18 protein-coding genes, 1 tRNA gene and 1 pseudogene are annotated in these 18,555 nt (G+C 62.3%); 12 read left to right on the top strand and 8 right to left on the bottom strand.

The features are described from left to right. Together CYR32_RS17845 and CYR32_RS17840 are read left to right on the top strand one after the other, a co-directional pair. Nucleotides 1-681 (top strand): type 1 glutamine amidotransferase domain-containing protein, encoded by a 681-nt coding sequence (locus tag CYR32_RS17845; RefSeq protein WP_101826508.1) that lies wholly within the window; start codon nucleotides 1-3, stop codon nucleotides 679-681. Nucleotides 682-746: 65 nt separating this feature from the next. After that, entirely contained in the window at nucleotides 747-1,229 is a 483-nt protein-coding gene (locus tag CYR32_RS17840; RefSeq protein ID WP_101818019.1) for a kinase inhibitor, read from the top strand. Nucleotides 1,230-1,290: 61 nt separating this feature from the next. On the opposite strand, the gene pgl is transcribed toward CYR32_RS17840, so the two are convergent. Further along, the gene (pgl, locus tag CYR32_RS17835) at nucleotides 1,291-2,307 is read right to left on the bottom strand and encodes a 6-phosphogluconolactonase (protein WP_101826507.1); all 1,017 of its coding nucleotides are present in this window, start codon (nucleotides 2,305-2,307) and stop codon (nucleotides 1,291-1,293) included. A 193-nt stretch (nucleotides 2,308-2,500) separates the two neighbouring features. Here pgl and CYR32_RS17830 point away from each other — a divergent pair, with 193 nt between their 5' ends. Then, nucleotides 2,501-3,322, top strand: a complete 822-nt coding sequence (locus CYR32_RS17830) for a pyridoxal phosphatase (protein ID WP_101826506.1) — start codon at nucleotides 2,501-2,503, stop codon at nucleotides 3,320-3,322. Between the two features lie 41 nt (nucleotides 3,323-3,363). Here CYR32_RS17830 and modC read toward each other — a convergent pair whose 3' ends face one another. The 4 genes and pseudogenes from modC to CYR32_RS17810 form a co-directional block, all read right to left on the bottom strand. Further along, nucleotides 3,364-4,422, bottom strand: coding sequence for a molybdenum ABC transporter ATP-binding protein ModC (gene modC, locus CYR32_RS17825; RefSeq protein ID WP_101826505.1), 1,059 nt, complete (start codon nucleotides 4,420-4,422; stop codon nucleotides 3,364-3,366). Continuing rightward, nucleotides 4,422-5,111 (bottom strand): molybdate ABC transporter permease subunit, encoded by a 690-nt coding sequence (gene modB / locus CYR32_RS17820; RefSeq protein ID WP_101826504.1) that lies wholly within the window; start codon nucleotides 5,109-5,111, stop codon nucleotides 4,422-4,424. Before modB ends, modC begins: the two co-directional genes overlap by 1 nt. Nucleotides 5,112-5,176: 65 nt before the next feature. After that, a pseudogene (gene modA, locus CYR32_RS17815) lies at nucleotides 5,177-5,941 on the bottom strand (molybdate ABC transporter substrate-binding protein); the annotation flags it as partial. 146 nt (nucleotides 5,942-6,087) lie between these two features. After that, nucleotides 6,088-6,258 carry an AcrZ family multidrug efflux pump-associated protein gene (locus tag CYR32_RS17810; RefSeq protein WP_101826502.1) on the bottom strand — a complete coding sequence of 57 codons (171 nt, stop codon included), beginning with the start codon at nucleotides 6,256-6,258 and terminating at the stop codon, nucleotides 6,088-6,090. A gap of 168 nt (nucleotides 6,259-6,426) precedes the next feature. On the opposite strand from CYR32_RS17810, the gene modE reads away from it, so the two are divergent. From modE to gpmA, 7 genes are all read left to right on the top strand, one after another. Next, on the top strand, nucleotides 6,427-7,218 hold the full coding sequence (gene modE, locus CYR32_RS17805; RefSeq protein ID WP_101826501.1) for a molybdenum-dependent transcriptional regulator: 792 nt from the start codon (nucleotides 6,427-6,429) through the stop codon (nucleotides 7,216-7,218). 122 nt (nucleotides 7,219-7,340) lie between these two features. Beyond that, nucleotides 7,341-8,810 carry a molybdate ABC transporter ATP-binding protein ModF gene (gene modF / locus CYR32_RS17800; RefSeq protein WP_101826500.1) on the top strand — a complete coding sequence of 490 codons (1,470 nt, stop codon included), beginning with the start codon at nucleotides 7,341-7,343 and terminating at the stop codon, nucleotides 8,808-8,810. A gap of 416 nt (nucleotides 8,811-9,226) precedes the next feature. Next, complete coding sequence (gene galT / locus CYR32_RS17790) at nucleotides 9,227-10,270, top strand: galactose-1-phosphate uridylyltransferase (RefSeq protein WP_101826498.1); 1,044 nt, start codon at nucleotides 9,227-9,229, stop codon at nucleotides 10,268-10,270. A 4-nt stretch (nucleotides 10,271-10,274) separates the two neighbouring features. After that, nucleotides 10,275-11,423, top strand: a complete 1,149-nt coding sequence (gene galK, locus CYR32_RS17785; RefSeq protein ID WP_101826497.1) for a galactokinase — start codon at nucleotides 10,275-10,277, stop codon at nucleotides 11,421-11,423. Continuing rightward, nucleotides 11,417-12,454 (top strand): galactose-1-epimerase, encoded by a 1,038-nt coding sequence (gene galM, locus CYR32_RS17780; protein ID WP_101826496.1) that lies wholly within the window; start codon nucleotides 11,417-11,419, stop codon nucleotides 12,452-12,454. The genes galK and galM overlap by 7 nt, the downstream gene beginning before the upstream one ends. A 152-nt stretch (nucleotides 12,455-12,606) precedes the next feature. Then, complete coding sequence (locus CYR32_RS17775) at nucleotides 12,607-12,939, top strand: PsiF family protein (RefSeq protein WP_101826495.1); 333 nt, start codon at nucleotides 12,607-12,609, stop codon at nucleotides 12,937-12,939. Nucleotides 12,940-13,169: 230 nt separating this feature from the next. Then, entirely contained in the window at nucleotides 13,170-13,922 is a 753-nt protein-coding gene (gpmA, locus tag CYR32_RS17770) for a 2,3-diphosphoglycerate-dependent phosphoglycerate mutase (protein ID WP_101826494.1), read from the top strand. A 62-nt stretch (nucleotides 13,923-13,984) separates the two neighbouring features. Here gpmA and aroG read toward each other — a convergent pair whose 3' ends face one another. Further along, the gene (aroG, locus tag CYR32_RS17765; RefSeq protein ID WP_101826493.1) at nucleotides 13,985-15,037 is read right to left on the bottom strand and encodes a 3-deoxy-7-phosphoheptulonate synthase AroG; all 1,053 of its coding nucleotides are present in this window, start codon (nucleotides 15,035-15,037) and stop codon (nucleotides 13,985-13,987) included. 403 nt (nucleotides 15,038-15,440) lie between these two features. Between aroG and CYR32_RS17760 the strand changes: the two genes are divergently transcribed. Together CYR32_RS17760 and zitB are read left to right on the top strand one after the other, a co-directional pair. Beyond that, nucleotides 15,441-15,818: a protein YbgS gene (locus tag CYR32_RS17760; RefSeq protein WP_101826492.1), complete on the top strand. Its 378-nt coding sequence runs from the start codon at nucleotides 15,441-15,443 to the stop codon at nucleotides 15,816-15,818. Between the two features lie 216 nt (nucleotides 15,819-16,034). After that, nucleotides 16,035-16,982, top strand: coding sequence for a CDF family zinc transporter ZitB (gene zitB, locus CYR32_RS17755; protein ID WP_101826491.1), 948 nt, complete (start codon nucleotides 16,035-16,037; stop codon nucleotides 16,980-16,982). A 41-nt stretch (nucleotides 16,983-17,023) separates the two neighbouring features. Here the strand turns inward: zitB and nadA are convergent, their stop codons facing one another. Both nadA and CYR32_RS17745 read right to left on the bottom strand, forming a co-directional pair. Further along, nucleotides 17,024-18,085: a quinolinate synthase NadA gene (nadA, locus tag CYR32_RS17750; protein ID WP_101826490.1), complete on the bottom strand. Its 1,062-nt coding sequence runs from the start codon at nucleotides 18,083-18,085 to the stop codon at nucleotides 17,024-17,026. A gap of 392 nt (nucleotides 18,086-18,477) precedes the next feature. After that, a tRNA-Lys gene (locus tag CYR32_RS17745) sits at nucleotides 18,478-18,553 on the bottom strand. Between the last annotated feature and the right edge of the window lie 2 nt (nucleotides 18,554-18,555).

Raw genomic sequence — 18,555 nt, 5'->3', positions numbered from 1 at the left:
ATGAAGATTCTGATGGTTTTGACCTCGCACGATCAGCTGGGTGACACCGGCAAAAAAACCGGCTTCTGGCTGGAGGAGTTTGCCGCCCCCTATTACGAATTCATTGACGCGGGTGCGGAGGTGACCGTGGCCTCGCCCAAAGGCGGCCAGCCGCCGCTCGACCCGAAAAGTGACGAACCAGACGCCCAGACGGAGTACACCGAACGCTTCCGTCAGGATCAGGCGGCGCAGCAGGCGCTGGCGAACACGCAGCCGCTGGATGCGATCAACGCCAATGAGTATGACGCGGTGTTCTACCCCGGCGGCCACGGCCCGCTGTGGGATCTGGTGAATGACCGTAAGTCACTGATGATCATCAATACCCTCTACGCCGCGGGCAAACCGGTGGCGGCGGTGTGCCATGCGCCGATTGTGCTGCGCAACGCCGAAAAACCGGACGGCACCCCGCTGGTGCAGGACAAGCGCGTCACCGGCTTCAGCAACAGCGAAGAGGACGCGGTGGGCCTGACCAAAATCGTGCCCTATCTGGTGGAAGATGAGCTGAAACGCATGGGCGGCGAGTACAGCAAAGAGGCGGACTGGAAAAGTTACGTCATTGACGACGGCCACCTGGTGACCGGGCAGAACCCCGGCTCCTCAGCGGCCACCGCACAGATGTTATTGAAAAAGCTGGGCGTTTAGGGTAGAGATCCCTGCCTGGGGCGGCTGCGGCCGCCACGTTTTACCACCGAGATTCAGGGGAACACATGGCATTTACTTTACGCAGTAACGATCTGAAAGACGGCGACAAGATGCCGCAACAGCAGGTGTTTAACGGCATGGGCTACAGCGGGGAAAACCTGTCGCCGCACCTGGCGTGGGACGGCGTGCCGGAAGGCACCAAAAGTTTCGCCATCACCGTCTACGATCCGGACGCCCCGACCGGCTCCGGCTGGTGGCACTGGGGCGTCGCCAATATTCCGGCTGACGTGCGCGAACTCGCTACCGGTGCCGGTTCCGGCAAAGGCGGCCTGCCAGCGGGCGCGGTGCAGACCCGCACCGACTTCGGCAAAGCCGGTTACGGCGGCGCAGCCCCGCCGAAAACCGAGACCCACCGCTACCAGTTCACCGTACACGCCCTGGACGTTGACCACCTCGACGTGGACGACAACACCAGCGGCGCGATGCTCGGTTTCAACCTGCACCACCACAGCCTCGGCAACGCCAGCTTAACGGTGACGTTTAACTGAGTGCGCTGAAACGCAAAAAGCCGGCCCCAGGGGCCGGCTTTTTTATGCCGCAAAGGACACCTTACTCCACTGACGAATACTGCTTGTCGAGGTCGAGGATGGTGACCCACATCGGGCCCTGGCCGACGTCGTAGCGGGCCAGCGTGCTCAGTGCGCCGGTGGCCTGATCGATTTTCGCCACTTCAATCCCGGCAGATTTCTGCCCGGCGGTGATCACATACCGGCCGCTGTGGTCGATGTTGAAGCCGCGCGGCTGGGTTTCGGTCGGGTGGTGACCCGCCAGCGTCAGCACGCTGCCGTCTTCCGAGACCTGGAACAGGCTCAGCAGGCTGGCGGTGCGGTCGGTGGTGTAGAGGAAACGGCCGTCCGGCGTGATATGGATGTCCGCCGCCCAGCGGGTGTCGGCGAAATCATCCGGCATCGCGTTAAGGGACTGCACCTGGCGGTAGCCGCCCTGCCCGTCCTGCTGGTAGACGTCCACGCTGCTGTTCAGCTCGTTGACGCAATAAGCCACGCGGTGGTTCGGGTGGAACGCCATATGGCGCGGCCCGGCCCCTTCGGCGGCGGCGAGCGCCTCCGGCTGGTGCGGGGTGGCGGTGCCGTCCTGCGCCAGGTCGAACAGGCGGATGCGGTCCTCTTTCAGGCAGGGGATCAGCAGCAGCTGGTTGTCCGGCGAGATGTTGGCGGAGTGCGGTGCCTGCAGATTTTCCAGCGTCTGGGTGGCGGCCTGTACCACGCCATCCTGCCCGATCGGGCTGATGCTGACGCAGTTGCCGCTGTAGGAGGCGGCGAACAGGAAACGCCCCTGCAAATCGGTCTCCAGGTGGGTCGGGCCGCCCGGCAGCGGGGCCATACCGGCCTGCTCCAGTTTACCGTCATCGGCGATGCGGTAGCTCACCACCCCGAATGCCGGGCGCACGCCGACGTACAGGTAACGGTTGTCCGGGCGCAACACCATCGGCTGAACCTGGCCGGGGACGTCAACGGTCTGCAACAGGGTGAGCGTACCGTCACCGGCCAATTGCCAGGCGTGGATCTGCTGGCTGTCCGGGCTGGCGACATAGACGACTTGCTTCATGGTCTCTCCTTTTACAGCTGCCGCAACGGGCAGCATGGGTGGCGTAAGTCAATGTACGTTGTCAGTAATCCTTCTACCATAACCATTCAGCCCGCCGCCGCAAAGTACCGTGTGCGTTTTCCCCGTGCGCCGTTCACGTGTACTATCTTCTGAACAGGCTGACTTTTATTCACTTTCGATAAAGAGACCCGCTATGACCTATCGCGTAATTGCGCTCGATCTCGACGGCACGCTGCTTGACCGTCAGAAACGTATCCTCCCGGAATCCCTCAAGGCCATTCAGGCGGCCCGTGAACAGGGCGTGACCGTGCTGGTGGTCACCGGCCGCCACCATGTCGCCATCCACCCGTTTTATCAGGCGCTGAAGCTTGATACCCCGGCCATCTGCTGCAACGGCACCTACCTGTATGACTACCAGAACCGGAAGGTGCTGGCGTCCGACCCGCTGCGTGAGGATCTGGCGCAGGAGGTGATCACCATGCTCGATCACTCCAAAATCCACGGGATGCTCTACGTCGACAACGCGATGCTGTATGAGCGCCCGACTGACCACGTGCTGCGTTCGCTGGCGTGGGCGGAGACGCTGCCGGAAGCGCAGCGCCCGACGATTTTGCAGGTCAACAGCCTGCGTGAGGCCGCTAAAGAGGCGGACGCGATCTGGAAGTTTGCCACCACCCACCCCGACCTGAAAGCGCTGAAGGCCTTTACCATTGACGTGGAGGAGAAGCTGGGGCTGGCGTGTGAGTGGTCGTGGCACGATCAGGTGGATGTTGCCAAAGGCGGCAACAGCAAAGGCAAACGCCTGCAGGCGTGGGTCGAGGCGCAGGGCATGACCATGAAAGATGTGCTGGCGTTTGGTGACAACTACAACGACCTCTCGATGCTGGAGACCGCCGGGCTGGGCGTGGCGATGGGCAACGCCGATGATTACATCAAAGAGCGCGCCGCGCGGGTGATCGGCACCAATGAGGAGCCGGGCATCGCAGAGGTGATCACCAGAGAAATTTTGCAGTAACGCACGCCATGACCGGGCGGCCGTGGCGGCCGCCCGTTTTCCTAGCCTGAAATCGACACGCTTTTGATCTGGGCGTAGAGCCACATGCCCGGCTTGATCAGCAGCTCGTCCCGCGCCCAGGGGGAGATGCGCGCCCAGAGCACCTGATCGCCCACCGCGAGTTTCACTTCAACCTGATCGCCGACCTCCAGGCACTCCAGCACCTTGGCACGCAGGATGTTGCGGATGCTGCTGCCGGAGGGCGGTTGCAGCGCCAGCGAGACATCCGCCGCCTGGATGCGGATGCGCAGCGGCGACTCCACTGCCGCGTCGACCCGGTTGACCCACAGGTGCTGGTCGCCGAGGCTCAGGGCGCTCATCGCGTAGCGCGGGTGGTGCTCCAGCACCGTGACCGGCAGCACACTGCTCTGCTCCTCTTTCGGCAGCCACGGCCGCAGCGCGCTGCTGGCCCACACTTCCTCCAGCGGCCCCACGGCACGGACCTGCCCCTGATCCAGCATCAGCACGTTCTGCGCCAGCCGCAGCAGCTCGTCCATGCTGTGGGTGACGTAAAGAATCGGCAATTTAACATCCCGCGCCAGCCGCTCCAGGTAGGGCATCAGCTCGCGTTTGCGCGGCAGATCCAGCGAGGCCAGCGGCTCATCCATCAGCAGCATCTCCGGCCCGGTAAGCAATGCCCGGCCGATCGCTACCCGCTGCTTCTCACCGCCGGAGAGGGTGGCCGGGTAACGCGCCAGCAGCGGCTCAATGCCGAGCAGCGCCACCACGGCGTCAAACTGCCCGCGCTGGGCGGCCGGCATCCCGTAGGTCAGGTTGCCGCGCACCCGGTAGTGCGGGAACAGCCGCGCGTCCTGAAACACGTAGCCGATGCGGCGCTTTTCCGGCGGCAGCCACTGGTTGTTGGCGGTGTCCACCAGCGTGCGGCCGTTGAGGCGGATATGGCCGTTTTCCGGGCGCGTCAGGCCGCCGATCAGGTTAATCAGGGAGGTTTTCCCGGCACCGGAGAGGCCGAAGATCGCGGTGATGCCCTGCGCAGGCAGCGTGGCCTGCACCGACAGCGACAGATCGCCGAGTTGTTGGGTGACGTCGAGTTCCAGCATCAGGCCCCCAGCCGCCGTTGGCTCCAGCGCGCCAGCCACTCCGAGAGCAGCAGCGCCCCCAGTGACAGCACAATGGCGATGACGCAGAGCCGCGCCGCCGCCGCTTCCGCGCCGGGCGTCTCAATCAGGGTGTACATCGCCAGCGGCAGGGTGCGGGTCTCGCCGGGAATGTTGGAGACAAAGGTGATGGTCGCGCCGAATTCGCCCAGCGAGCGGGCGAAAGCCAGCACCGCGCCGACGATGATGCCCGGCAGCGACAGCGGCAGCGTCAGGGTGAAAAAGACCCGCCACGGGGACGCGCCCAGCGTGCGCGCCGCCTGCTCCAGCCGCAGGTCAATCGCCTCCAGCGCCAGCCGGATGGCGCGCACCATCAGCGGGAACGCAACCACCGCCGAGGCGAGTGCTGCCCCGCGCCAGCTGAAACTGAAGCTGATGCCGAAGGTCTCATAGAGCCAGCCGCCAATCAGCCCGCGCCGCCCCATGCCGATCAGCAGCAAATAGCCGATCACCACCGGCGGCAGCACCAGCGGCAGGTGGATCAGGCTGTCGAGCAGGGCTTTGCCGGGAAAGCGGCAGCGCACCAGCACCCAGGCCATCAGGATGCCGAACGGCAGGCTGCACAGCACCGCCACGCCCGCCACCTGGAGACTCAGCAGCACCGCCTGCCACTCATACGCGCTCATGATCATCAGTGTGACGTTGACCCCTCTTGTTTGGGGGTAAATCCGCTGGTTTTGGGGGTAAATCCGCTGGTTTTGGGGGTAAATCCATAGTGTTTGAATACTGCCGCGGCCTGCGGCCCTTTCAGGTAATCATAGAAGGCGCTGACGGCGGCGGTCTGGTGATCGTTGACGATGGCCATCGGGTACTCCACCGGCTTGTGGCTTTCCGCCGGGAAGGTCGCGGCCACTTTCACTTTGTCACTGACCACTGCATCGGAGCCGTAGACGATGCCGTACGGCGCTTCGCCACGCTCCACCAGCGCCATCGCCGCACGCACGTTATTGGCCCGCGCCAGTGCCGGCTCCAGCGCCGTCCAGGCCCCCAGTGACTGCAACGCCTCTTTGGCGTAAATCCCGGCCGGGACATGGTCCGGGTCGCCTACCGCCAGCCGTCCGCCTGCCAAAAGCGACGTCCAGTTGGTCTGCTTATCCAGCGTGACGTTCGCCGTGCCCGTTTTCGGGGCGATCAGCACCAGATCGTTGCCCAGCAGGGTATAACGGCTGGCCGGGATGATCTGCTGTTTCCCGGCGGCGTAGTCCATCCACTGCTGGTCCGCAGAGATGAAGAGGTCAGCCGGGGCGCCCTGCTCAATCTGCCGCGCCAGCACTGACGAAGAGGCGTAAGAGGAGACAATCTCCACCGGGTGGCTTTTCTGGTAATCCGTGGCGATGTCCTGCAACGCGTTGGTCAGCGAGGCGGCAGCGAACACGGTAATTTTCTCTGCCGCCTGCGCGTGGTGCGTCAGGGCAGCGAGCATTGTCAGGGCGAGCAGGCTTTTTTTGGTCAGCAAGGGCATCAGGGTCTCTCCGGTTTACGTTATATAGTCAAGAATATAACGTCATGACAAACCTTGTCATTCGGTTTATCGGCCGCGAAAAACAGAACCTGAGGCGGCAGCATAAAAAAACCCGGCACAGGGGCCGGGCGGGATCACTCGCGGTATCAGTGGCGGGCGTTGGCGTGGGCGTTGCCGTTGCGCGCCTCTTTCGGGTGGCCGATCTTCGAGAAGACGTTAAACACGGTGCCCAGCCCGTAGATCAGGCCGAGGATAATCGCCATCACTACCGGCACCATCACGATGGCAAACACCAGACTCTCTAACAATTCCAACATCATTGCCTCACTTAGCTGTGCATCAGGCGGCACCTGCCGCGCGCATTATGTTCCGATAATAGCAACGATTGCGCGCCGTGGCGTTAGCAATTCGCCAACCGGGCCGGTTTGCCTCACCGGCTGCAATCAGCGACAATCCTTTTTTCCTCTCCGCTGTGGGATGCCGACATGCACGCTGATATTTTGCTGACCCTGAAACTCGACCAACGGCTGTTCGCCGACCCGCGCCGCATCGCCCTGCTGAAGCAGGTGCAGGCCACCGGCTCCATCAGCCAGGGGGCGAAGCTGGCGGGCATCAGCTATAAAAGCGCCTGGGACGCGATCAACGAAATGAACCAGCTCGGCGAACAGACGCTGGTCGAGCGCGCCACCGGCGGCAAAGGGGGCGGCGGTGCCACGCTGACGCGCTACGGCCAGCGGCTGATCCAGCTCTATGAGCTGCTGACCCAGATCCAGCAGAAGGCGTTTGATGTCCTGAACGATGACGCCCTGCCGCTCGACAGCCTGCTGGCGGCCATTGCCCGTTTCTCCCTGCAAACCAGCGCCCGCAACCAGTTTTTCGCCACCGTGACCGACCGCGGCCACCAGCCGGTGCAACAACAGGTGCAACTGCTGCTGGCGGATGGGCAGACCCACCTCACCGCCGCGCTGACCGAGCAGAGTGCCGACCGCCTGCAGTTACAGCCGGGCAAAGAGGTGCTGGCGCTGATCAAAGCGCCGTGGGTGACGCTGGCCGCCGCCGGCACGCCGCCCCCGCCTGAGGGCAACCAGTTTGCATGCGTGGTCAGCACGATCCACCCCGGCAGTGAGAACAGCGAAGTGCTGCTGGCCTTCGCCGGCCACGAGACCTTGTGCGCCACGGTACCGAACCAGCAGGTCACCGCGCTGGCGCTGGCCCCCGGCATGGAGGTGGCGGCGCAGGTGCAGCCGGATCAGGTGATCGTCGCGACCCTCTGCTGATTGCCTTTTATTATCAGATAGTTGCATTTTCAGCGTTAACAGTTTGCAGATTTGTCAATTGACTTCACCGGGTGAGCCGCTTATCCCTAACCCAAACTGGTTGCACATTAAGGGATACCACCATGTCGTCATTGCAGATTGCGCAAGGCCTGTTCCGCCTCAGCGATACCCGCACCCTCCACCTGCCGGAACTGACCCTCAACGCCGGGGAGAGCTGGGCCTTTGTCGGGGCGAACGGCAGCGGCAAATCGGCGCTGGCCCGGGCGCTGGCCGGGGAGCTGACGCAACTGGGCGGCACACGCCGCAGTGATTTCACCCGCGTCGCTCGCCTCTCTTTTGAGCAGTTGCAGAAGCTGGTGAGTGACGAATGGCAGCGCAACAATACTGACCTGCTGAGCGCCGACGAAGATGACACCGGCCGCACCGCCGCCGAGATTATCCAGGAGAACCACCCTGACCCGGCGCGCTGCGCGGCGCTGGCCGCACAGTTCGGCATTACGCCGCTGCTCACCCGCCGCTTTAAATACCTCTCGACCGGCGAAACGCGTAAAACGCTGCTGTGCCAGGCGCTGATGGCCGCGCCTGACCTGCTGATCCTCGACGAGCCGTTTGACGGGCTGGATGTGCACTCCCGCGGCCAGCTCGCGACGCTGCTCGGCACCCTCTCCCAACAGGGGATTACGCTGGTGCTGGTGCTGAACCGCTTTGATGAGATCCCGCCGTTCATCGCGCAGGTCGGGGTACTGGCCGACTGCCACCTCACCACCACCGGCCACCGCGCGGAGGTGATGTCCCAGGCGCTGGTGGCGCAACTGGCGCACAGTGAACAGCTCACGGGCATGACGCTGCCGGAGACCGAAGAGCCACAGCGCCGCACCACCCTGCCGCCGGACCAGCCGCGCATTATCCTGCGCAACGGCGTGGTCTCCTATAACGACCGCCCGATCCTCAACGGCCTTGACTGGCAGGTCAACCCCGGCGAGCACTGGCAGATTGTCGGGCCGAACGGCGCGGGCAAATCCACGCTGCTGAGCCTGATCACCGGCGACCACCCGCAGGGCTACAGCAACGATTTGACGCTGTTCGGCCGCCGCCGCGGCAGCGGGGAAACCATCTGGGACATCAAAAAGCATATCGGTTACGTCAGCAGCAGCCTGCATCTGGAGTACCGCGTCAGCGCCAGCGTGCGCACGGTGATCCTCTCCGGTTTCTTCGACTCCATCGGCATCTATCAGGCGGCGTCTGACCGCCAGCAGCAGCTGACCCAGCAATGGCTGGCGCTGCTCGGGCTGGACGGCGCGGCCGCCGATGCGCCGTTCCACAGCCTCTCCTGGGGGCAGCAGCGGCTGGCGCTGATCGCCCGCGCGCTGGTGAAACACCCGGCGCTGCTGATCCTCGACGAGCCGTTACAGGGGCTGGACCCGCTGAACCGCCAGCTGGTGCGCCGCTGGATCGACGTGCTGATTGGCGAGGGCGAAACGCAACTGCTGTTTGTGTCGCACCACGCCGAGGATGCGCCGCTCTGCATCACCCACCGGCTCAGCTTTGTGCCGGAAGGCGACAGCTACCGCTACCCGGTTGAGCGCCTCTGAGCCTCCGGCCCCGCGCCGCGCGGGGCCGGCCGTGATTTTCCGCGTCAATTCAGTGGAAGCGGTTACACTTCTGGGCGGCCGCGGGTTTTTGGCCCGCCTGCTGCCTGTCATCGGTTTACCGCTCCGCGCCTTTTCAGCCAAACACCCGCTGCATTTTCCCTGCGCCTTATGCTAGGCTTTCCGGTGTAAGCGATTCCATTTTTTCAGCCTGGATCACCTTTTCTTAACACCGTTCATGCTATCTTTCGGCACGTTGTGCCACAGAAACGCGTGGCGATGTAAAGGCCAGGGGTGGAAGCGATTACACTTATGGCGCCGGCAGGCGGTGCTCCCTGTTGCTGTACCCTGTTTTGCCCCTGGGCCAGATGCCCTGACGGCGACCCTCAGGGCCGTTCGGATTAAGGAATGTTTACGTTATGTCGATTTTTAACCCGGTTGATCATCCGCATCGCCGTTACAACCCGCTGACCGATCAATGGATCCTGGTCTCCCCGCACCGTGCCAAACGTCCGTGGCAGGGCCAGCAGGAATCCCCGGCGCTGGAAACGTTACCCAGCCACGATCCTGACTGCTTCCTCTGCCCCGGCAACACCCGCGTCACCGGGGATGTGAACCCGGATTACACCCATACCTATGTCTTCACCAATGACTTCGCCGCACTGATGCCGGACACCCCGGCCGCGCCGGAGAGTGAAGACCCGCTGATGCGCTGCCAGGGTGCGCGCGGCACCAGCCGGGTGATCTGCTTCTCGCCGGACCACAGCAAAACCCTGCCGCAGCTTTCGCTGGCGGCGCTGGAAGCGGTGGTGAAAACCTGGCAGGAACAGAGTGCCGAGCTGGGCAAAACCTACCCCTGGGTGCAGGTGTTTGAGAACAAAGGCGCGGCGATGGGCTGCTCCAACCCGCACCCGCACGGCCAGGTGTGGGCCAACAGCTTCCTGCCGAACGAGGCGGAGCGTGAAGACCGGCTGCAACGTGACTACCTGCAACAGCACGGCTCGCCGATGCTGGTCGATTATGTGCAGCGCGAGCTGGCCGACGGCAGCCGCACGGTGGTCGAGACCGAACACTGGCTGGCGGTGGTGCCCTACTGGGCGGCGTGGCCGTTCGAAACCCTGCTGCTGCCGAAAGCCCCGGTATTGCGCCTGACCGGCCTCACGGACGACCAGCGCAGTGACCTGGCGCTGGCGCTGAAAAAACTCACCAGCCGCTATGACAACCTGTTCCAGTGCTCCTTCCCCTACTCTATGGGCTGGCACGGCGCGCCGTTCACCGACGGCGACCACACGCACTGGCAGTTGCACGCGCACTTCTATCCGCCGCTGCTGCGCTCTGCATCAGTGCGCAAATTTATGGTCGGGTACGAGATGCTGGCCGAAACCCAGCGCGACCTGACCGCTGAACAGGCCGCCGAGCGTCTGCGCGCCGTCAGTGACATCCATTACCGTGACGCGGAGTGATCCCATGAGCCTTATCACCACTACCCAACAGATTTTTGAGCAGGCGTTCGGTTACCCGGCCGCGCTGACCGTTAAAGCGCCGGGCCGCGTCAACCTGATCGGCGAGCACACCGACTATAACGACGGCTTTGTGCTGCCGTGCGCCATCGACTATGAAACGGTGATCAGCTGCGCGAAACGTGACGACCGCCAGGTCCGCGTGGTGGCCGTGGATTATGACAACCAGCAGGACAGCTTCTCCCTCGACGCGCCGATCCTGAGCAGCGATGAGCTGCCGTGGGCCAACTATGTGCGCGGGGTGGTGAAACACCTGCAGCAGCGCAGCCCCGGCTTCGGCGGTGCTGACCTGGTGATCAGCGGCAATGTGCCGCAGGGCGCGGGCCTCAGCTCCTCCGCCTCGCTGGAAGTGGCCGTGGGCCAGGCGATGCAGGCGCTCTATAACCTGCCGCTGGATGGCGTGGCGCTGGCGCTGAACGGCCAGGAAGCGGAGAACCAGTTTGTCGGCTGTAACTGCGGCATCATGGACCAGCTGATCTCGGCGCTCGGCAAACAGGATCATGCGCTGCTGATCGACTGCCGCTCGCTGGAAACCCGCGCCGTGCCGATGCCGGAAAACGTCTCGGTGGTGATCATCAACTCCAACGTCAAGCGCGGGCTGGTGGGCAGTGAGTACAACACCCGTCGCGAACAGTGCGAAGTGGCTGCCCGCTTCTTCGGCGTCAAGGCGCTGCGCGACGTCAACCCGGACATCTTCTTCCCGATCGCTGACGAGCTTGACCCGGTGGTCTCCCGCCGTGCGCGCCATGTGATCACCGAAAACAACCGCACGCTGGCGGCGGCTGATGCGCTGGCCGCGGGCGACCTGAAGAAAATGGGCCAGTTGATGGCCGAGTCCCACGCGTCGATGCGTGACGACTTCGAGATCACCGTGCCGCCGATCGACGCGCTGGTCGAGATGGTCAAAGGGGTGATTGGCGAGCGCGGCGGCGTGCGCATGACCGGCGGCGGCTTCGGCGGCTGTGTGGTGGCGCTGATGCCGACCGAACTGGTCGACGACGTCAAAGCCACAGTGGCGCGGGAGTACCAGGCCAAAACCGGGCTGAAAGAGACCTTCTACGTCTGCCGCGCGATGCAAGGGGCGGGCGTATGCTGAACCAGACCCCGGCACCGGACGGCCAGCCGTTCCGCCTGCATACCCTGCGCAATGCCCACGGCATGACTGCGACCTTTATGGACTGGGGGGCCACCTGGCTCTCCGCCGTGCTGCCGCTCGCCGACGGCACGGCACGCGAGCTGCTGCTGGGCTGTGAATCCACCGACCGCTACCCGGTGCAGGAGGCCTACCTCGGCGCGACCGTGGGGCGCTACGCCAACCGCATCGCCCATGCCCGGTTGCAGCATGACGGCAAGACCTTCCCGCTGGCCGCCAACCAGGGCCCGCACCAGTTGCACGGCGGGCCGGAAGGGTTCCATGCCCGCCGCTGGCACTGCCTGGAGGCGGATGAGAAACAGCTCCGCTACCAGATCCAGTCGCCTGACGGCGATCAGGGCTACCCCGGCAACCTCACGGCCACCGTCACCTACCGGCTCACCGATGACAACCGGCTGGAGATTGAGTACGCCGCCACGGTTGACCAGCCCTGCCCGGTCAACCTGACCAACCACGCCTATTTCAACCTGGACGGCGAAGGCACGGATGTGCGCCGCCACCGGCTGCAACTCTTTGCCGACCGTTTCCTGCCGGTGGACAGCGAAGGCATCCCGAGCGGTGATCTGACGGCGGTAGACGGCAGCGGCATGGATTTCCGCCAGCCCAAAACCCTGGCGCAGGATTTCCTGAAAGATCGCGACCAGCAGCGGGTAAAGGGCTACGACCACGCCTACCTGCTGCGCCGTTCCAGCGGCGCGCTGGACTGCCCGGCGGCGCACCTCTGGTCTTCCGATGACAAAGTGAAGCTGAGCGTGTTCACCACCGCCCCGGCGTTGCAGCTCTACAGCGGCAACTACCTGAGCGGCGTGCCGAACCGCAGCGGCGGCAGCTACAGCGCCTACCAGGGCGTGGCGCTGGAGAGCGAGTTCCTGCCCGACAGCCCGGCGCACCCGGAATGGCCGCAGCCGGACTGCTGGCTCGCCCCCGGCAAGCCCTACCGCGCGACCACCGTGTACCAGTTTTTCGCGCTGTAACCCCTGACCTGACGGGAGCCTGGCTCCCGTTTTTTTCGTGCCTTTTCAGCAACAAAATGTGAGAACCGGCACACTCCCCACGGAAATCCCGCCTCGCCTGCGCTCTGCCCTCTACGCTTAACGGTATGCCCTTTCCCGTCCAAGGAGTTCTTATGTGTAATGTGTTCCGTTGCTGTGCCGTTGCCCTGCTGTTTACCGGCAGTGCGCTGGCGGCCAGCCACTCATCCGCCGTGCCCTCATCCGTGCTGCGCGACCCTGAGCAGCAAAAAATGACCGATTGTGAACAGCAGGCCACGATGCAATCCCTCAAAGGGGAAGACAAGAAAAAATTCATGAGCCAGTGCCTGCCGGCGCAGGTCAACCCGGCGAAAGAACTCACGCCCCACCAGCTCAAAATGCAGGCCTGTAACCAGGACGCCGACAAGCAGGACATCACCGGCGATGCCCGCAAAACCTTTATGAGCAAGTGCCTGAAAAAGCACTGATGCCCCCTGAAAACACCGGGGTGCCCGCCTGCCTGCGGCACCCCTGCCCCGCGTTTCATTTTCTTTGTGCCCTGAATTTCGTTATGGTGTAGGTCAACAGATTGTCCCCGCCAATGGGTTGGTGGAAAAAGGCGCGGGCGACCGCGGCACAATCCGATTGTCGGCGTGATGGTCAGGCAATATAATGATAATTGTTATCATTAAAAATCAGGAAATTAAGGAGTTTAGCTATGGCTGTAACGAAGCTGGTGCTGGTGAGACATGGTGAAAGTGAGTGGAACAAAGAGAACCGCTTCACAGGCTGGAAAGATGTCGATCTTTCTGAAAAAGGCCGCACCGAAGCCAAGCAGGCAGGTCAGTTGCTGAAACAGGAAGGCTTCCATTTTGATTTTGCTTACACCTCGGTACTGAAACGTGCCATCCACACCCTGTGGAACATCCTGGATGAGCTGGACCAGCCGTGGCTGCCGGTGGAGAAATCCTGGAAACTGAACGAACGCCACTACGGTGCGTTGCAGGGCCTGGATAAAGCGGAAACCGCGCAGAAGTATGGCGACGAGCAGGTTAAACAGTGGCGCCGCGGCTTCGCTGTGACCCCGCCGGAACTGACCAAAGATGACGAGCGCTTCCCGGGCCACGACCCGCGTTACGCGAAACTGCGTGCCGAAGAGCTGCCGACCACCGAAAGCCTGGCGCTGACCATCGACCGCGTGATCCCGTACTGGACTGACGTGATCAAACCGCGTCTGGAAAGCGGTGAGCGCGTGATCATTGCGGCCCACGGTAACTCCCTGCGTGCGCTGGTGAAATACCTGGACAACATGAGCGAAGAGGAAATCCTCGAGCTGAACATCCCGACCGGCGTGCCGCTGGTGTATGAGTTCGACGAAAACTTCAAGCCGATCAAACACTACTACCTGGGCAATGCAGACGAAATCGCGGCGAAAGCGGCGGCCGTTGCCAACCAGGGTAAAGCGAAGTAATTTTTACCGCGCTGAACACAAAAACGGAGCCGAAAGGCTCCGTTTTTTTATGGGCGCGCGGGTCAGCCGCGGCGCGCCTGTACCGCTGCCGCCAGCCGGCGCAGCACGGTGTCGGTATCTTCCCAGCCGATGCAGGCGTCGGTCACGCTCTGGCCATAGACCAACGGTTCGCCGCTCTCCAGGCTCTGGTTGCCTTCGACCAGGTGGCTCTCAATCATCACGCCGATGATGCTCGCGTCGCCGCCGGCGATCTGCCCGCTGACGTCAGTTGCCACGTCCATCTGCTTTTTGAACTGCTTGCTGCTGTTGGCATGGCTGAAGTCAATCATGATACGCGGCGGCAGGCCCGCTTTCTCCAGCCCGGCTTTTACCTCGCTGACGTGTGCGGCGCTGTAGTTCGGCGTTTTACCGCCGCGCAGGATGATGTGGCAGTCGCTGTTACCGCTGGTGTTGACGATGGCGGAGTGGCCCCATTTGGTCACCGACAGGAAGCAGTGCGGCGCGCCGGCGGCGTTGATGGCGTCAATGGCGACTTTGATGGTGCCGTCAGTGCCGTTTTTGAAGCCTACCGGGCAGGAGAGGCCGGAGGCCAGCTCACGGTGTACCTGGGATTCGGTGGTGCGCGCGCCGATAGCGCCCCAGCTCATCAGGTCTGCCAGGTATTGCGGGGTGATCATGTCCAGGAATTCACCCGCGGCAGGCAGGCCGGTGTCGTTGATCTCCAGCAGCAGTTTGCGCGCCAGGCGCAGGCCGTCGTTAATCTGAAAACTGCCGTCCATTTGCGGGTCGTTGATCAGCCCTTTCCAGCCCACGGTGGTACGCGGTTTTTCGAAGTAAACGCGCATCACAATTTCCAGGGAGTCCTTCAGCTCTTCCCGTAGCGCCAGCAGGCGTGTGGCGTACTCTTTGGCCGCCACCGGGTCATGGATGGAGCAGGGGCCAATCACCACCAGCAGACGATCGTCGTTGCCTTTCAGGATCTTATGGATAGCGTTGCGCGCGTGTGACACCGTGGCGGCGGCGTTATCCGTGGCGGGAAACTTTTCTAACAGGGCAACCGGCGGCAGGAGTTCGTTGATCTCTTTAATGCGTAAATCGTCGTTTTGATAATTCATAGCTGATCCATTCGGTATTCAGGGGGGTGCACACGCGGCATATCCGGCTAAATTTATCGTCTCTGCCTTCAGCTGTAAACATAATTTAACACCCCGATTTTCTGAATCTCTGATTGATAACTGAAAATTATAATCTAGGCTTAAAGTATGCATGTAACACGGTAAACCCCGCAGGCTATGCACCTGCAACGCCTGTTTCTCCCGGCGCAACCGGCTAAACCCGCAGCCGGACGCTCACTGCCCGCAGTGAATCAGGATGTGAAAACGTATTTTCAGTGCCAAGGCGGCACATCAGCCCTTGTGGCTGCGCCTGATTGGGTGCAGAGCAGGTGGCCCGGCAGGCCGCCGTCTTTGAAAGTTTCACTCAATCAGACTCACAGCATCATAAAATGGAGAAAACGTTATGAAAAAACTCGCGTTGATTTTTCTGACCGCAACCATGGCTTTCGGTAGTGGCGCAGCGCTGGCGGCTGGTTCTTCTTCTGACAGCGGCTCCTCTTCTGATAATAACGGTCTGTCTAACCAGTCCGGCAGCCCAGGCGCCAAAGAGAATCTGCCGCCGGCCAGCGTAGACAACAACCAGATCAACACCGGCTCCACGGACACCAGCGGTAATACCAGCATCGACCAGGGCAGCAGCAACAAGCAGGGCACCGGCGACACCAGCACCGCCACCGGCAGCACCGATGCCAACGAAGCGCATAAAGACACCATCTGTAAAGATGGCCGCTGCCCGGATCAGACCCCAGGTTCTTCCGAAGCGGACGCCACGTCCAAATAACCGGCCGGGTTTGTCAGTGATACATCAAACGGGGGGCGTTGCCCCCTGTTTCTCTTTCCGCCTTCTGCTCCTCCCTTCCCGACTGCGCCCCTTGCAACCTGCCCTGCGTAGGTTATGCTATCAGTAACAGGTTAACCCCCTGATTTTTAGTGTTTTGTTATAACATGACACCCGCAGCCGGTCTTGCCAGGCTGTCACTTATTGATAGGAAATGTTATGTCTCACTCTCATCACTCTCATGCCGGCCCGCAATCGGGCAACAGCAAACGCCTGCTGTGGGCGTTTCTGGTGACGGCCGGGTTTATGGTCGCGGAGGTGATCGGCGGGCTGGTCTCCGGGTCACTGGCGTTGCTGGCGGATGCCGGCCATATGCTGACGGACTCGGCAGCGCTGCTGATGGCGCTGCTGGCCGTGCGGTTCGCCCAGCGCAAACCCAATGCGCGCCACACCTTCGGCTACCTGCGGCTGACCACCATGGCGGCCTTCGTCAATGCTGCCGCGCTGCTGGTGATTGTGCTGCTGATTCTCTGGGAGGCGATCCAGCGCTTTATGACGCCGCAGCCGGTGCTGGGCGGCACCATGATGGTGATTGCCGTGGCCGGGCTGATGGCGAACCTCATTTCGTTCTGGCTGCTGCACCGCGGCGAGGAGAAAGCCAATATCAATGTGCGGGCGGCGGCACTGCATGTGATGGGCGATCTGCTGGGGTCGGTGGGGGCGATTGCGGCGGCGCTGATTATCCTCTACACCGGCTGGACGCCGATCGACCCGATCCTCTCCGTGCTGGTCTCCTGCCTGGTGCTGCGCAGTGCCTGGGGCCTGATGAAAGAGAGCTTCCATGAGCTGCTGGAGGGGACGCCGCAGGAGGTGGATATTGCCGCCCTGAAACGTGAGCTGTGCAGCAACATTCCTGAAGTGCGCAATGTGCACCATGTGCACGTCTGGCAGATTGGCGAACAGCGGCTGATGACCCTGCATGTGCAGGTGATCCCGCCCCATGACCACGATGCGCTGCTGCACAGCATCCAGCACTACCTGCTGGACCACTGCAATATCGGCCACGCCACCGTTCAGATGGAGTACCAGCACTGCACCACGCCGGACTGCCTGATCAATGAGGCGGCCCCGCCCGCCCATGCACACGCCCACCACCATCACCACTGACAAAAAAAGCCACCTTCACGGTGGCTTTTTTCTGCGGGCGGTCAGGCGTTGCCTTTTACCGGCTTCTTCAGGGTGGCGGCAAACGCCAGCATCCGGTTCAGCGGCATCAGCGCCTGCTCACGCAGCGCCGGAGAAACATGAATCTCATGGGCTTCCCCGCCCTGCGCCAGTGCCTCAGAGAGCGCCTGCAGGCCGTTCATCGCCATCCAGGGGCAGTGGGCGCAACTGCGGCAGCTCGCCCCTTCCCCGGCGGTTGGCGCTTCGAACAGCTCCTTCTCCGGGCAGGCCTGCTGCATCTTGTAGAAAATGCCGCGGTCGGTGGCGACAATCAGCTTACGCTGCGGCAACCGTTGCGCCGCCTGGATCAGCTGGCTGGTGGAGCCCACGGCATCTGCCATCTCCACCACCGCCTGTGGGGACTCCGGGTGCACCAGGATGGCGGCGTCAGGGTGCAGCGCTTTCATCCGGCTCAGCGCCTGGGTTTTGAACTCATCGTGAACGATACAGGCCCCCTGCCAGCAGAGCACATCGGCACCGGTCTGCTTGCGGACATAATTGCCCAGGTGGCGGTCAGGTGCCCAGAGGATCTTCTGCCCCAGGCTGTCGAGGTGCTCAACCAGCTCCACGGCAATGCTGGAGGTGACCACCCAGTCGGCGCGTGCTTTCACCGCGGCGGAGGTGTTGGCGTAGACCACCACGGTGCGGTCAGGGTGCTGGTCGCAAAAGGCGGCAAAGGCTTCATCCGGGCAGCCGAGGTCCAGCGAGCACTCCGCCTGTAGCGTCGGCATCAACACCCGTTTTTCCGGGTTAAGGATTTTCGCCGTCTCGCCCATAAAGCGGACGCCGGCAACCAGCAACGTGGTGGCCGGGTGCTGGCTGCCGAAGCGCGCCATCTCCAGCGAATCTGCGACGCAGCCGCCGCTCGCTTCTGCCAGCGCCTGGATGTCCGGGTCGGTATAGTAGTGCGCCACCAACACCGCATTCTGCTGCTTCAGCTGGGCAGCAATGGTATCGCGGTACGCCTGCTTCTGCGCCGGGCTTAACGCCGCGGGCTTGGGTGGAAACGGATAGACATCAACATTCAGATCCAGCACGTCACTCATTTTGCTCTCTCAGTTCAGGCCGCACCGTGGCGACCCTTCGCCCGCGCGTGTTTTATATGCTAAACAAAATAGCGGATAAAAAACGCAATGTCGCTGAGAATCGCATCACAGGCGAGGAATTTGTTTAGGGCAGTGATTTCAGGGCATAACAGAAAAAACCGGAATGCTGAGGGTTGGGATTAGGCAGGGAAGCAGGAAGATAACAGGATAATGATGACTTTTACAGGATGTGAAGGCTTTGGAGTGATGGGTGGATCGTACAGAATTTTAACGCTTTAGGATGATGGTGGGTCGTGCAGGAATTTGACGCTTTAGGATGATGGTGGGTCGTGCAGGAATTTGACGCTTTGAGATGATGGTGGGTCGTGCAGGATTTTAACGCTTTGAGATGATGGTGGGTCGTGCAGGATTCGAACCTGCGACCAATTGATTAAAAGTCAACTGCTCTACCAACTGAGCTAACGACCCAT

It is taken from the genome of Chimaeribacter coloradensis, assembly GCF_002858715.1.
GTDB lineage: Bacteria > Pseudomonadota > Gammaproteobacteria > Enterobacterales > Enterobacteriaceae > Chimaeribacter > Chimaeribacter coloradensis.
Note: the sequence above shows the minus strand (reverse complement) of the source record. Positions and strands in the feature narration are given on the sequence as shown.

Coding starts and splice junctions, on each gene's coding strand:
- modE (WP_101826501.1), top strand. CDS start 6,427: ATGCACGCTGATATTTTGCTGACCCTGAAACTCGACCAACGGCTGTTC.
- modB (WP_101826504.1), bottom strand. CDS start 5,111: ATGATCATGAGCGCGTATGAGTGGCAGGCGGTGCTGCTGAGTCTCCAG.
- CYR32_RS17830 (WP_101826506.1), top strand. CDS start 2,501: ATGACCTATCGCGTAATTGCGCTCGATCTCGACGGCACGCTGCTTGAC.
- CYR32_RS17845 (WP_101826508.1), top strand. CDS start 1: ATGAAGATTCTGATGGTTTTGACCTCGCACGATCAGCTGGGTGACACC.
- galK (WP_101826497.1), top strand. CDS start 10,275: ATGAGCCTTATCACCACTACCCAACAGATTTTTGAGCAGGCGTTCGGT.
- pgl (WP_101826507.1), bottom strand. CDS start 2,307: ATGAAGCAAGTCGTCTATGTCGCCAGCCCGGACAGCCAGCAGATCCAC.
- CYR32_RS17810 (WP_101826502.1), bottom strand. CDS start 6,258: ATGTTGGAATTGTTAGAGAGTCTGGTGTTTGCCATCGTGATGGTGCCG.
- gpmA (WP_101826494.1), top strand. CDS start 13,170: ATGGCTGTAACGAAGCTGGTGCTGGTGAGACATGGTGAAAGTGAGTGG.
- galT (WP_101826498.1), top strand. CDS start 9,227: ATGTCGATTTTTAACCCGGTTGATCATCCGCATCGCCGTTACAACCCG.
- CYR32_RS17760 (WP_101826492.1), top strand. CDS start 15,441: ATGAAAAAACTCGCGTTGATTTTTCTGACCGCAACCATGGCTTTCGGT.
- zitB (WP_101826491.1), top strand. CDS start 16,035: ATGTCTCACTCTCATCACTCTCATGCCGGCCCGCAATCGGGCAACAGC.
- galM (WP_101826496.1), top strand. CDS start 11,417: ATGCTGAACCAGACCCCGGCACCGGACGGCCAGCCGTTCCGCCTGCAT.
- modC (WP_101826505.1), bottom strand. CDS start 4,422: ATGCTGGAACTCGACGTCACCCAACAACTCGGCGATCTGTCGCTGTCG.
- CYR32_RS17840 (WP_101818019.1), top strand. CDS start 747: ATGGCATTTACTTTACGCAGTAACGATCTGAAAGACGGCGACAAGATG.
- aroG (WP_101826493.1), bottom strand. CDS start 15,037: ATGAATTATCAAAACGACGATTTACGCATTAAAGAGATCAACGAACTC.
- CYR32_RS17775 (WP_101826495.1), top strand. CDS start 12,607: ATGTGTAATGTGTTCCGTTGCTGTGCCGTTGCCCTGCTGTTTACCGGC.
- modF (WP_101826500.1), top strand. CDS start 7,341: ATGTCGTCATTGCAGATTGCGCAAGGCCTGTTCCGCCTCAGCGATACC.
- nadA (WP_101826490.1), bottom strand. CDS start 18,085: ATGAGTGACGTGCTGGATCTGAATGTTGATGTCTATCCGTTTCCACCC.